12 protein-coding genes are annotated in these 14,172 nt (G+C 53.2%); 8 read left to right on the forward strand and 4 right to left on the reverse strand.

Translation table 11 applies throughout. From position 1 onward, the window contains the following. Positions 1-16 precede the first annotated feature (16 nt). Together RBB63_RS16550 and RBB63_RS16555 are read left to right on the forward strand one after the other, a co-directional pair. Positions 17-2,203 (forward strand): portal protein, encoded by a 2,187-nt coding sequence (locus RBB63_RS16550; protein ID WP_309386086.1) that lies wholly within the window; start codon positions 17-19, stop codon positions 2,201-2,203. A 2-nt stretch (positions 2,204-2,205) separates the two neighbouring features. After that, the gene (locus tag RBB63_RS16555; protein ID WP_309386087.1) at positions 2,206-2,481 is read left to right on the forward strand and encodes a hypothetical protein; all 276 of its coding nucleotides are present in this window, start codon (positions 2,206-2,208) and stop codon (positions 2,479-2,481) included. Between the two features lie 4 nt (positions 2,482-2,485). Here the strand turns inward: RBB63_RS16555 and RBB63_RS16560 are convergent, their stop codons facing one another. From RBB63_RS16560 to RBB63_RS16575, 4 genes are read right to left on the reverse strand one after another with little or no spacing between them, the layout of a single operon-like run. Further along, on the reverse strand, positions 2,486-2,851 hold the full coding sequence (locus RBB63_RS16560) for a hypothetical protein (RefSeq protein ID WP_309386088.1): 366 nt from the start codon (positions 2,849-2,851) through the stop codon (positions 2,486-2,488). A gap of 1 nt (position 2,852) precedes the next feature. After that, positions 2,853-6,368 carry a hypothetical protein gene (locus RBB63_RS16565; RefSeq protein WP_309386089.1) on the reverse strand — a complete coding sequence of 1,172 codons (3,516 nt, stop codon included), beginning with the start codon at positions 6,366-6,368 and terminating at the stop codon, positions 2,853-2,855. Next, positions 6,349-6,840 carry a hypothetical protein gene (locus RBB63_RS16570; protein WP_309386090.1) on the reverse strand — a complete coding sequence of 164 codons (492 nt, stop codon included), beginning with the start codon at positions 6,838-6,840 and terminating at the stop codon, positions 6,349-6,351. The genes RBB63_RS16565 and RBB63_RS16570 overlap by 20 nt, the downstream gene beginning before the upstream one ends. Further along, positions 6,840-8,786, reverse strand: a complete 1,947-nt coding sequence (locus RBB63_RS16575) for a hypothetical protein (protein ID WP_309386091.1) — start codon at positions 8,784-8,786, stop codon at positions 6,840-6,842. Before RBB63_RS16575 ends, RBB63_RS16570 begins: the two co-directional genes overlap by 1 nt. Positions 8,787-8,848: 62 nt before the next feature. Here RBB63_RS16575 and RBB63_RS16580 point away from each other — a divergent pair, with 62 nt between their 5' ends. The 6 genes from RBB63_RS16580 (at position 8,849) to RBB63_RS16605 (ending at position 14,172) form a co-directional block, all read left to right on the forward strand. Continuing rightward, positions 8,849-9,973 (forward strand): hypothetical protein, encoded by a 1,125-nt coding sequence (locus RBB63_RS16580; protein WP_309386092.1) that lies wholly within the window; start codon positions 8,849-8,851, stop codon positions 9,971-9,973. 58 nt (positions 9,974-10,031) lie between these two features. After that, positions 10,032-11,510: a DUF4043 family protein gene (locus RBB63_RS16585; protein ID WP_309386093.1), complete on the forward strand. Its 1,479-nt coding sequence runs from the start codon at positions 10,032-10,034 to the stop codon at positions 11,508-11,510. A gap of 66 nt (positions 11,511-11,576) precedes the next feature. Then, positions 11,577-12,200 carry a hypothetical protein gene (locus tag RBB63_RS16590; protein WP_309386094.1) on the forward strand — a complete coding sequence of 208 codons (624 nt, stop codon included), beginning with the start codon at positions 11,577-11,579 and terminating at the stop codon, positions 12,198-12,200. Between the two features lie 5 nt (positions 12,201-12,205). After that, positions 12,206-12,910, forward strand: a complete 705-nt coding sequence (locus tag RBB63_RS16595) for a hypothetical protein (protein ID WP_309386095.1) — start codon at positions 12,206-12,208, stop codon at positions 12,908-12,910. Next, positions 12,907-13,809, forward strand: coding sequence for a hypothetical protein (locus tag RBB63_RS16600; protein ID WP_309386096.1), 903 nt, complete (start codon positions 12,907-12,909; stop codon positions 13,807-13,809). Before RBB63_RS16595 ends, RBB63_RS16600 begins: the two co-directional genes overlap by 4 nt. Next, entirely contained in the window at positions 13,810-14,172 is a 363-nt protein-coding gene (locus tag RBB63_RS16605) for a hypothetical protein (protein ID WP_309386097.1), read from the forward strand.

The raw sequence follows: 14,172 nt of genomic DNA on the forward strand, positions 1-14,172 counted from the left end.
TAGTTGACATAAAGACATGCACAACGGAACGCACGAAGGAAAAAGACAACTTGAGCGAGCAGTAGAGCGCGCCGACAAGACCGTGGGGGAAAGCAAACCTGATCCTAATGGGCCGTTGATGCCATTTCCCACCAACTACCGATTAACCCAAGAGCAAGAGTCTGAACTGCTGGAACACGTGTTTGAGCAGATTGACACGCTAGAGCAAGACTTGGGACGCAACGAGGTGCTGGATGAGAACTGGCACCACAATGCGAACATTGACAATAAGAGTAAATTGACACGGACCTTTATGGGAAAGCGTCGACTCTTTGAAGAAGTCTACCACAACCGGGTAGACTGGCGCTCAACCGTGATCGGGGGAATTTTTGCTGAATCGAATTTCGTTGTGCCTATTTCCCGCCGCATTTGCCGACAGGCATGGGCGCGCGCCAATAACTACTTTTTCGCCACCGACCCGTGGTTTGAAGCTAAGCCACGCGATATACCAGACCAAGACCTGGCAGAGCGAATTGAGAGCTTTTGCAAATACAAGCTGCGCGAGGCTGGGTCGAAGCACTCCAAGGAGCAGGCGGTCGAGATCGCGGCCTATCGAAATGAGTGTGTTATCAAAACAACGCATGCCAGCAAGTGGGACTACTACCAGGTCGAAGATAAGGTGCTGGTTGATGAAGATGGTAAGCCGATTATCGCCAAGGATGGCGACTACATAACGGAATCCGATGTGTGGGTAGAGATCACGCCACCCAGTGAGGTAGATGACGTGACACCAGCCGCAATCACTGTGCTACAGCGCGACCAAGTAACCCTGCGTCCAAAAGCGCTGGTCTACGTCAAAAAGTTGGTCACACGAAGGCTCAAAAGATACCACGGACCCAAGAGCAAACCAGTGTTCTTCACTGACTTCCTGTGTGCAGAAGACGCAGAGAGCATCCAGGACGCAGCATTCTGCGCCCACCTCTATGACGTGCCAGTGATGGATATGGTGGAAGAGTTTCAAGAGGCATTCGGAGGTGAATCGCCCGAAGACACTCAAGAACGCATTGCCCAAGGCGTCGAACTACTGCGCGAGCTAGCAAGCAACGACTCCAAGCCGAAATCTGGCGTCAACCGAATAGGAGATGAAGGCGAAGAGGTGGAGCATACAGCAGATGACGCCAACAACAACCCCGTGGCAGAGATAGCCGAGTGTTATCTGCGCTATGACGCCAACGGAGACGGGTTAACCGAGGAGATCATGGTAATCGTCGACCGGCATACCAGGCGGCCCATCTACTATGAATACACGGCGAACGTCACCGTGGATGGCGAGCGCCCCTTCGACACCGTGCGCTGGATCGAAGTAGAAGGCAAATGGCATGGCGTGGGCATGATGGAGCTCTTTGAGACACACCAGAGCGTCATCGACCTGCAAGTAAACCGCTGGAACTTCGCACAAGGTGGTTCTGGCCGTGTCGATTTCTGGAATCCAAATGCCGTAGAGGAAGGCGATCGGGAGCGAAACCTACAGCTCAACTGGGGGGGGACCTATACCTTAAAGCCAGGCAAAAAAGCGGAAGACGCTCTGCAATCTGTTTACCTCAATGACATCAAGCATGAGCAGGTGCAGGCAATCTTCGAACTGTTCCTGCAAATGGCAATGAATGAAAGCGGGGTACAGAACGCCAACGACGCCAACATGGCGGGATTGGAACAATCGAAATTGGCAACCGGAATCCGCAATATTGAAAAGAGCGGGATGGAAATATTTGGGGCATTTCTGTCCGCCCTCGAGCCTGGATTGGAATCGGCACTGAACCGAGAGCTACAAGTAGCGTTGGCGAACATCGACGAAGAGGAGGCATTTATGTCGCCAGCCGAGGATGATGACCGTCTGCTAACACTGACACGTGAAGAGGTGGCAAACATCAACCTGCGTGTGAGTTTGCTTCTGACTCGTTACAAGGGCGAGCAACAGATACAGCAGGCTCTGCAGGCAACGGAGATCGTTGAGCGTTACTATGCCCTGCACCCTCTTGTGCAACGTCAGGTTGCCCCTCTTTACCGACAAATGCTAAAGGCGTTGGATATGAAGATCGACGCAGATGAGCTGATACAACCCATCGACATCCCCGTGGCCCCAGGGTCTGGACCAAACCTAGACGCTAATCAAGCCACAGCGGCTACAGCTCCCAAACCATCCACCCCAGCACTAAACTACTAGCCATGCGTGACGCATTTCAACAAGAGCAAGTCATCGAAAGAGCGAAGCGCGATTGCGAAGACATTGATGCTTTGCGAAAATGTGAGGGACTGGAGCGGTATCTGCTACGGCGACTCAGGGAAAAGCAAACAGCCATCGCACAGGAGATTCTAGCGGACGAAGAACTCACAGCGTCGGAACGAGAAGCCAAGCGTCAGGTGTGGCTGGAATACAGCAAACTACTGGTAATGATCGACCGGGATTTTGACGCTGCCTTGAAGTTGCTGGAGCAGAAGTAGAAGACTACCACTTATTTAAAGGGCATTTTTCGGTGGCAAGGTAGTGCTTGATGATGGTGCAGCCACATTTTGAATGCTTACATTTGCCGAGGCCTTTACGGGCTTTCTCGTCCCAGAATTCACATGAACGGCAGACAGCAAGGCGGGAATGTGCAGTAGGCTCGTCGACGGTCTTGAAGCCGCTTTTGGCAAAGCGCAGCATGGCGCCCGCAAAGTTCGAGGTCATTTCCAAAATGGTGGGGGGCGCAATGGGTGGAGGCACTGCAGGAGCAGTGGGGGCCTTTCCAGAATTCACGGTCGATGTGACAGGCGCGTAGCGATCGAGGGGCATATCGACCCCGTTGCGAGTGCGTTTAATGATTTTGGCCATGCTATGAGTCTATTTCGATGATGACACCAATGACCTTGCGGGTTTTGCCCAATGGGGGCATCTCCACGAGGTGAGTAATTTCTTCAGTCGTATCTTCTGCAACAAAAGTGATCGTGTCCTCCTCATCAACTGGGGGCAGTCCAGATTCGGAACAATCCCCTTCCCCATCCAACAGGCCTCCCGAGACATCCCCAGTTAGATTGGTTGCGATTTCACATACCGCATAAAGTATCGTAATTTGGTAGGTGACGCCAACATAGAGATTGGAAGCGTCAATCGTGAGCTCGATGCTCTGGCCAATGATGGTCGCAGACAAAAGCACCATTTCACCGCCTTGAGTAAATTGGTCGCCCTCGGCTATATTTGTAACGCCAGCGATGCAATTCTCGTCAACTCCACTGCTGAAAGTCTGGATGCTAGAGCCGTCGATGTGGAAGTCTTGCGCCCCACTCAGCACCAGTTGAAATCCATCGTTGGGCGAATTGTAGATGATGGAACCACAGGCAACATAATCACAATAGTCATGCCCCGTGTTATCCTGACAGTCTCCAGAACTACAGGCGAGCTCCTGACCGTCCAACAACCCCTCTTCGATTGTGACCGAGGCAAGGACAGCCGAGTCTGTCACCAGGTTATAGCCAGAGGGCTCAAACAGGAATGATGCAAAGGTTTCCTCCCCATTCTGAACCAAATCACATGATGCGCCAGAGGTCGGATAAGGCGTTGCTTGATGACTGACGTAAGCAATAGTCTCACCCAATGCTGGCTCGGGCAGTTCAAGGTAGTGACCGCTACTGAGATTCACCGAAGGATAAGCCACACCACCATTAACGATGCCAGATAATTGATGCTCACTTGAACTACCATCCTGATTCCGGGTATAACGAACGACTACATAATAACTCGAAGCGGCTCCACTGAGGTAAAAGAACACACGGCGGCGTCTGGCGCGGGTGACTAAACCAGTTGGATAATTCGGGTGATACCGCAACTCCACATCGCCTTGGAACTCACTGACAAGGGAATATAGGCTCATGAAGTCACGGACATGACTTGGCACGAAATCCAGGTCTACGCCTTGACCATAGTCGGCGGGGGAAGCGAGTGTGATATCAAAATCAGAGGAGCCTGCTTGCTCAAGCTCCCAATCGTCGCACTCTCCGCAATCGAACGTGGTGTCCTCAAGCAAGGCAGCACCTAAAGTAAGCTTACGCGAAATAGCAGACTCTATTTCGGCACTGTAACCTGCAACGCTACCAGTCGGCTTGAACGACAAAGTTGATGTGTCCTGCTCCTCTTCGAAGCAACCGTCGGGAACGGATACTGGGGCGATATCAACACCCGTGACTTTAAACGTGTAGCCTTCCGCTTGAAGACTTGGAGAGTGGCTGATCAACTCAGTTGCAGACTCTGCTTCGAATGTTATCGTTTCCGTTGAGATCACGGGCGCGTCACCAGACTCAGAACACAGGCCCCCGGAAACATCGCCACCTGACACATCACCTGAGCCATTGGGGGTGATTTCACAACCCTGGTATGTAATCGTTATCTCATAGGTTTCACCTGGAATCAAAGCAGTTGCCTCGATATCCAATTCGATTGTCTGTGCAGATACATCTATCTGGCAGGCGCCCGCGCCACAACAGTTTCCACCACCTTGAACAATCTGTGTGATTCCAAAAGTGCAATCTGCCAGCACTCCCAAGTCCGTAACTGTCCCTGCCCCATCGGCCCATTCCCGGCGGTTGGACAGCTCAAGCTCAATGTCTGAGCTCGAACCATATGGCACAACCAACCCAGAGCAATCTCCAGAACAGGCATAGTTCGCACTACCCTGCTTATTTGACAACAACAGTGTTCCACTTGTCGGGCCCGAAGCAGTGATGCCACTGAAGTCCGAAGGTAGATCATCCAAGCAAAAGTTATCAACACCCTCAGACTCGTATTCTTTGAGCGTCTCGCAGCATGTCTCTGTACCCAGGTTCTCGATTCGGAATGAGTAGGACCCACCTCCTAGATCCACGCCAAAAACACGAAATTCTACACCATCACCACGTAAGAAGGTAGTGGACCCGTCCCTCGTAATGGTCGCAACGGTGATACCATCAATTTCCAACGTAAACTCTATCTCGCATTCGCCATCATCGTCTTCACTGGCGCTGGCCATTGACTCAATATTGCCTTCGGAAGGCCAACTCCAATTAAAGCTACTGACACTATCAGCACACTCAATTGATGTGTTCCTTGTCCAAGGTCCAGTGGGGTTCCCTTGGCAATTGTTCAGGCACGACATAGTGACCAATTGCTTCTCTATGGAAAGATCACCAGACTTTTCACAGGTTCCCATATTGAGGTCGAACGAAACCGAGCCTCCACCTGCCTGGTGACGATAAGCCTTATCCGCAGAAACATGAGTAGACCATGCAGTGCCTGCAAGGCTGATCGCGCCATAGAGCACACCAGGCTCTGACCCATCCAAGGAAGGCACACCACAAATAGTTCGTGTGCCCCGCTTTCCGGTGCAGGTGTAAGTCACTGCACCCTGTCCACAAGCGATAGCAATGGCCTGAGTCTCAATTTGAAGAAACTGAACTCCATTAGTGCAACTGAAAGAGTCTGATCCATTCTCCACCGTAAGTGCAGCGCCAGCAGTTGATACCTTAATTTCGTGACGGGTAAAATCATGATCGACGCTCGCGGTGTATTTCGTCGCACCTGTGATATTGGCCAGAGCATAGCGAGGAAAGACCGTAGGTCCCTCAAAATTCCAACCACACAGCAGTTTGGCAGACTCAAAGAATAGCGTTTCATTTACCGCATGCGTGTCATAATCGGTGTCGCCCGGGTCACAGATAGCCTGCCAACCAGAGAACTCAAGCGAAAGAGAGGCACCAGGCGTACAGACACCCTCAGACTCAGAAACCTCCCGAACTGCGTTTCCCTCACTATGCTTGAGCACATCCCACTCGGCACTGGCAACCCCGAGTTCAAACGCAGTCATGGACAAGGTGGTGAATCGCAACTGAGGCTCGCCAAAACCAGGCCAGCCACACAACTTCTTTTCCGCTCGCAGATGCTCACAGGCAAAGGTAAGCGACGGGGGACTCATGCAACAACGGCATGGATGCTCAGTGCGCATCGTGTGGATACCATCACACTCTTCTTCCGTTTCACCCGATGGCGGATCAGTGGAAACGGACAGACTTAAAATGCCAGTGCCCTCCGCACAATCACCCTCGATGTGCAGACAATTCAAATCTGTTGCTGCCTCACTAATTGCACTGAGAAGCGCCGCCGTTTCGTCCAGAAGTGATGCAACTTGTGCTTGGGCAGCATCAATGGCGGCAGCAAGCGCAGACTCGTCCACCTCAACAACGTCGCCGGACTCAGCCAGCGGGTCCTGATCATCCAGTGGCCCGAGGCCATCACCTTGAGTATGGTCGATGCCCCGCTGATTAATGTCGTCACCAATTGTGAGGCGACGTTCTTTTAATGGATCATCCTGATGTACACTCATGGCCGTCGGTTCTGAGAGTTATACTGAGGGTCCCGTCACTTTCACACTGCCAGTCGACACAGGCATTGGCCAAGCGCTCGGCAAGACCACCATCGTCTCCTCCCGGCTCACCATCTTCGCCATAAAGCAGCTCTTTGAGGGCAGCCACATCAGCCGCCAATTCATCAAGCAAATCCTGAAGGCTTTCCAACTCTTCCTCCAATTCGGAGGAGGGTGCGGCATCACTGAGTCGGGCAATGTCATCGACACCACGTTGGTTCACATCCTCATGCGCGCCCTGCTGATTGCCTGGTGGCTGATACTCGGGGATCTCAATATTTTGAACAAACGCACTACCAGTCTTATACCCCTTTACAGTGTTTTCCCCAAATTGATCAAATGAGCTCTGTAATCGCTCGGCAAAGCCTGGACGCCGTGCTTCCATGGCCCGCATGATGTGAGGAGAAATAGACTGTTTTATCGGATCTGGCATCAGGGGATTGAGTCGGTTAGCACAATTGCCTTACGGAACCACTGGGAGCCGTCTTCAGCCTGGAAGGCCTCAGCAATCTCCACGTCGACCACGTATCGATTGCCAACAGGGTCTTCCGGGCCGCCCGATATGGTGATGGAAAACGGCTCATCCTGATAAGTTCGCCGACCAAAAACGATCTTGGCACCGGTTGATCCGTCTCCCGTGCCGGAAACAGTATCGTTGGTCGTATGGGCGCGAACGCCGCGCAGCCCCATCTTCTTAAGAATTGGTGTGTAACTGTGGCCAACGCCCTTGACCTTGGCATTGGCCCAAGAGCTGGGGCTCCAAAAACCACTTGAAGACGAGTAGGTGTAGTCGGACGATTCGATCTTATCCATGTCGTGCAACGCCGTACCAAAGAATATATAGATCGTGGCTGGGACCAACATCGTAACCGGTGAAGTAATATCGATGTCGTACAGTGTCTTTGTCCCCACGGTTTCTTCCGATGCCTCCGCGACGCCAGGCTTCGTGAAGTTAACGTGCGTCCCAATGCTAAAGACAGGTGAACTGTGGGAAAAAGCAACATCATCCGCACGGGCAACCCAAGTGACAGTGTAAGTCTTCAGCCCCTCGTAGTCTGCGGTATCGCGATTGACTATAGCCAATTTACCAGTAACTGCACCAAAGTCCGCAGCAGAACTATCAACCCCAAGGTAAACACGGGTCACCTCGATTAAACCATATCGCTGCGGCCTACGCACTTCACTCAGCACACCAGGTTGAACCCAAGAAGTTTCGATACGATCAAGTGTGCGGTTGATCGGAATTCGGCGATAAGCTCCACGATAGCAAGTGACGCTATTAAAGCTCGAATCATCAGATCCAATGCTGATAGCTCCATCATCAAATGCCTTTCGAACAACCCAAACCTGGTCAACCCGCAGTAGACCGTCCTTCAGGTAACTGATTTGATCACCCCCAATGACTACTTTTTGACCTGCTGGGACTTCTTCATAGAAGCGTGTGATGAAAACCCGATCATCAATTTTTCGCCAATATGACCGCACTTGAATAATGTCGCCATCTTCATAGGACTCATCCGCAGTATCGAAGGTCTTGGCGCCATTGCGTGCTTCTTCCTCGTCTTCATCAAAATTAGCCAATGTATCAAAAAGCGACTCTTTGATTAGCTTCTTATTGCGCTCGGGGTCGGTTGTTACCTCGATGTTGCCATTTTTAAGGAAATCATAGGAGACGGTTTGAAGCCCTTGATAATTACCTTTGCCAGTGTCAAAGAGCACATAGTTTTCCAACTCGTCCTCAGTTTCAACACCACGAAGTTCGTTCTCGGTTAAGCCAATGACTTGGTAGGACAATCGCGCGTAGTCTCCATAGCCGCGACTTTTATTGAGGATGCCCTTTTGAACGTAAACGAAAGTGACAACCTTAGCCACGCGATTCGGGGTGTCTTCTTCAACTGCCGAAAGGTAAACATCGACCGTCTTGTCGTCACCTTCCTCTATTGTCTTGGTGGTGACAGTCTCATGGTCCGCGCCAACATCTGGATCAACCTCCGTAGAATGGAGCGTTATAAATCGGCGTCGCAGCTCCAACAACCCATCATCACGCCAGCGCAGGGCATCTTGGCCAATTTGACGTAGGGTATCGTCCAATTCCTCAAAGACCCGAACAAAGTGATATTTGTTATCTGCGGGCTCGGTGTACTGATCGATGAGAACCGTGGTGGCAAAGACTTTATCTGGGCGGGGAATGAACTGCTTAGCATCACCCGAAAATTCGCCATCAGGTGTTCCAGGATCTTGCCAACAATACTTTTCCAGCATGCCCGGCGTGAGCATCGTATCCGGTTCGATTCGATAACGTCGAACGACTTGGAGGCGCTGGTCTGCCTCGATCCGACGGACAATCGGCGCCAGCTCTTGGAAAATAGTTTGGTTCATTTCTAAAAAGTGACATAATAGCGGTATTGACAACACGGCGCACTTTCAATGTTAATATGCACATGAGCGCATTCAATCAGGCGAAAGCCGATACAACGCCAGACGAAACCGGTGCAGAGATTGCCCCGGAAGATACGAACGCACCACAGAATGGCACAGAGTTTGACGCTCTGACTACGCCGGAAGAAATAGAGGCTTATCTGGAGAATGCCCGACAGCCCGCGCCTGAAGAGGACGAGCTAACGGACGAAGATGAGGCAGAATTTACCGATGAGGGCGATGACGATGAGGAATCTGAACCTGACGATCTAGGCGAAGAGCCAGACGACGAAGAGGATGAAACCGAGGAAGCTGAACCCGACGAAGACGAAGAGGAAGCAGAAGAGGAAGAGGACGACGAGTCTGAACCCGAAGCTGAGGCAGAGAACACCAGTGTTCGCATGCGCTTCCGACCCAAGTCTGACATCGATAAGCGCGCCTTGGAACTGATGAAGCGCAACCGAGATTGGGGTCTTGAAGAATGCCTTGACTACGCCCGAAAGGAACTTGGTCAGGACGATTCCAAAGACGACGATTTGCCGGATGACAACTCGCAAAAGTTTGAATCCAGCGAAAGCATTTCGCAGAAAATCCAGGAGCTAAAAGCAGAGAAGAAGCGAGTCTTGACGGAAGACCTGGACGTGTCTCGTGGATTGGAGATCGATGACGAACTGGACGCCCTGCGTGACCAACTCACCGAAGCCAAGAACCACGAATCCCATGCCCAGCAAAGTAAGCAGGAGAAGGCTAAGCGCGAGTTTGACACGCAATGGAGTGAGTCGGAGGCGAAAGCCCTGGGACTTTACGACTTCGTGAATGACCCAAACAGCGAAGGCAGCAAGTTGATGTCAAAAATCGATGCTGACTTGGAAGCCAATGACGATCCCCTGTTCAACTCCGCCGACAAGCCGCTGAAACTGGCGCAAATGGCAGCAGCAGAATTAAATATTCCGCCAAAGTCCAAGCGCCCAAAGCCTGCAAGCAAGCCCAAGCCTTCCGCCAAACGCCAAGCTGTGGCGCCCCTCGCGCGCGGCAATGCCCGCACGCAACGCAAAGGAAAAAAAGCAGGGTTGGATCAGCAAATCGATGGCGTGAAATCTATGCATGACCTAGAGCGACTTAATGAGTCGCTTGGAATCGACTACTAAGCATATCACGCAATCGGAGGCGCTGTGAGTGACCCTGCACTAAGCAGGAACACACACAATGGCATACGAAATTGCACCTCCTAATACCGGCTCGGCTCTAGCCAATATGAGTCCGGAAAGTGTCCGCCAGCTTTGGCAAAAGACGGTGGACATGCACGACCAGAACGAAGACTGGTGGGCTAAGTTTGAAGGCCCCTCCCGCGATGCACCCATCGCTACCCGTACCGATCTCAGCAAAGGCGCAGGCCAAAAGGTAACCATCACCAATATGGCGGGCTTCTATGGCCCTGGCAAACAAGGTGATGAGCACTTTGAAGCCGCTACTGACTTCGAAAAGCTCCTGATCAACGCCTACAGTGTTGAAGTCGATTGGTTGCGCAATGCGTATGCCGTAACCGAGCGCATGGAAGAAGTCATGGGTATGCGTGGTGAACTCAACGGTGGCGCTGCTGCGGAACTCGGCAAATGGATGGGCCGTCAGAAGTCCCACCGCGTGTTCATGACCTTCCGCGAGAAGGGCGATGCGCAGAACCTCGTGATTGCTGGCGGCAAATCTGGCGTGGACGAACTGCTTTCGGCCGATGTCCTCAACTACGACGAAGTCATTGGCCTTGGCGCTATCATCAAGCCGAATGGCGGACGCCCGGCACTGATGGGCCGCGCGAATGGACAGCCGGTGAAGAAATACAACATCGTCAGCACGGTCCCCGGCATGTTCAGCATGAAGCATGACGACGACTACCGTGAAGCGTTGAAGGAAGCCGGTGCCCGCGGCGATGCCAATCACCTGTTTAAGGGTGGCTACCCGGACATCGATGGCCACGTGTTCCACGAATACGAAGCCATCGATCATGACGGCTTTGGCCCGGTTGGTTGCCCGATGGCTCCGAAGGCCTTCCTCGGTGAAGCAATTGCCGCTGGCACTGCAGTCTTCACGGTGAAGGGTGGTGGCAGTGCAGCAGCCGCAGCCCTGACCAACATCCTCTACTTCCAAGACTTCGCAGGCTACGCCTACAAGTTCTTGGCAGGCGATGTTTTGGCCCCGGAAAATGAAACGCGCTACTTCCTAATTGTTAATCCGTCGAATGCCGCTGTCGATCCGAACAAGATCGGCATGTATTCCTACACCGTGGGCAACGACGGCAACACGATCACCATCGTGAACCGCCTTGGTCCGGCTGACAGTGTCGCTCAAGTGGATTCGCTTGGCGACGTCACTTGGAATACTGGCGTGTGGGCGAACAAGCACACCCAAGTCCACCCAATTGGCGCGACGATCATCCCGTGCAACGCCAAGGGCGTGCCGATTGGTGAAACCCTGATGCTTGGCGCCAGTGCCATGATCCGTGGTTACGGCAAATACAAGAACAAGCGCTCCAAGGAAAAGGCTGACGGTGGCCACGTGGAACGCCGCTACATCACCTCGGTCTTCGGTCAAGCGCTTCGTCGAGACGCCCAAAGCCGCGCCCGTGGCTATGTGCGCCTGAAGCATGCGATTCAGTATCCCGAGCTGAATTCTCTCCCGATTGTTGTCTAACAATCGTTGTTGTTGAACGGCGGCCGCCCTCGTGGGCGGTCGCCTCCAACCCACCCACTTTTTGAAATGAAATTCTTAATCATTCTTGAGCGCAAATCGCGGTTTGTGCTGCCCAAAGACCCAACGGGGAAATTCCGACACGCCATTATCGAAGGCTTCCCCCAAGGCGTGCTCGCCTACCTTGGCCGCTTCCTGACAGCACAGGAATTTGTCCAGGCGATTAACGAGGTGTTGAAGAACGCCAAGATCAAGAACGCCTACCTGAAGTTTCTCGCGGTCGAAGTCGAGAACCCGGAAATCGAATCGCTACGCAACGAACTCGAACGCTTGCAAGGCGAGCTCGACGAACTGCGCGCGATCACCGAAGGCGCCACAATGGAGCCTTTTGACGACTCGCTGGTGGACTATCAGGACGATCATGCCGAGGAGCCGGAAGAACCAGAACCGCCTGAAGAGGCTGATAGCGAAGAATCAGAGCCAACTGGCTTCAATGATCCAGCGTTCTGGAAAGAGCTCTCCAAGGATGAGGTAAGCCAGTATGTGCAGGCATTTGAGCCCACGCAGTTGCGCGAAGTCGTGCAAGCGGTGACAGGCCAGAAGATCGACGGCCGCAAGTCCATCGAAAAGCAACAAACTGACGCCGTGGACCTCCTCTGCCAGAACGGGGCACCTGAAGAACTGGACCTCTAAGCATCATGGGACTGACGGTAACTGGTATTTGCGCCGATCTCTTTAGCAGCATCGGCATTGAGGACACAGAAGACGTGCCCTCTAACCTGGTGCAAGAGGCAATCAACGCGCTCAACTTGGCCGTGCAAACGATTTGGAGCACGCCACTCACCTATTTCATTCGTGAGAGCGAAACGATTGTCGCTGAAGCAGACACCAGCGAATACCAGCTACCGCAGACCGTGCGCAAGGTGATTGGGCCCGTGTTGAATCTGGCGACTAATAAGCCGCTGATGTTGCTGACCAACGAAGTGCAGGCGCTCAACTACGAGCAACTGTTTCTCGACGAGCCGGAAACACCGATCAACAACAACGCGACACAGGCCTACTACGTGAAGCGCGAAAAAGGAGAGAGCTACGACAACGCCGTCGCCATCATCCTACTGAAGCCGACACCGCAGGCAGGTGATCAGTTTCGCATCGACGTGGTGAATGAACCGGAGTCCTACGGACCAGGCGACTACGACGGCGAAACAAAGATCGAAATGCCGCATGACTTCACAGAGTCCCTGCTGCTGCCAATTGCCCGCCGCGAGTTTAGTCGGAGCAAATACCACAACGATCCGTTTAAGTCCGGTCAGTATGATCAGGACTACGCGCGTGCGATGATCTCCCTTGGTTTGCAAGACCCACAACTTAACCCTGACACCTCGGAGGGCATTGGACGATGACCAGCCTCGGACTAGCGCAGCGCATCTTACGCCACCTGATCTACAAAGACTGGGGCGAAATGCCGATTGAGGCGCATCTGGAAATTCTGGATGCGATCAACGTGGCGTTGGCCACCTACTTTTCCGCAGCCCCGGAGAACTACCGGCGCATTAGCAAAAGCTACCTGCTCTCGGCCCCGCAAACCGTGACCATTACCACCACCAACGGCAGCACCGCCTTGGCCGATACGCCGTTTGCCAACCAAACGCGCGGCGCCATGGTTCGCGTGGATGGCGATGACCAGTGGAACCGGGTGGATGGCGACAGCGCCTTGCAATCTCCCTATCTCGGTCAAAGCGGCGACCACCAAGCCACGATCTACAGCGACGTGGTGGAGCTCGAGTTTAACGACATCGAGCGGTTCATTACCTACCCGGTTTTGAATAATGGCCGCGTGCTGGCGCCAGATAACAGTATGCGTGAGCACCCCGGCCGCTTCTTCCGCGATCTTGGCGATCTGGCCAGTGGCATTGATTACGACATTGGAAGCCCACGCTGGCACATGATCGATTACTTCAACGACCTTACCGCTGGCCGTGAATCGCAAGCCGGGCTGCTCCGCGTTTATCCCCTGCCCGACCAAGCCTACACGCTGCGCGTTGAGGCAATTGTGGCCCCGTTCCGCATCAACCTGAGTGCGCTGACGACCTCCATAGATTTACCAGTGCGCAACACACATGCCGAACGCTTCCTGCTGCCCCTGGTACTAGGCGAATTGGCCAATGGCGCCCTGTGGAAAGACCCAAGCACCAAGAGCGCCAACATCGAACGCGGCTACCAAGCGGAGCGCAATCTGGATACGCTGCAAAACAACCTAATCCCGTCCAATAACCGAGTGGGCACGCCTGAAGGATACTAAATGTTTATCGCCCAAAAGTTAGACCTGCCAGCTCACCCCACGCAATCGTGGTGGGGAGGCTTCGACGAGATTCAAATCTTTGAAGATGAATCCGGCGGGCTGGCTTATGACCTGAGTGGCGCGACCATCGTGCTCGAGGTGAAGGAAAGCCAGGCACAGGACGCGGTAGCCGTGGCCACGTGGACCACCGCAGATAGCAGCATCACGATTTCCGAAGCCGTAAACGGCAAGTTCAAGGTGGTTGGACGCAACATCACCCTGCCGGCCAAGCGCTACTATTACGGGATCAAAATCACGCCTGCCAATGGGGAATCTTTCGTCGTGGTGTATGGCGAGTGGCGCATCACGAACCTGCCAATCTAA

It is taken from the genome of Cerasicoccus frondis (genome assembly GCA_031296915.1).
Taxonomy (GTDB): Bacteria; Verrucomicrobiota; Verrucomicrobiia; order Opitutales; family Cerasicoccaceae; genus Cerasicoccus; species Cerasicoccus frondis.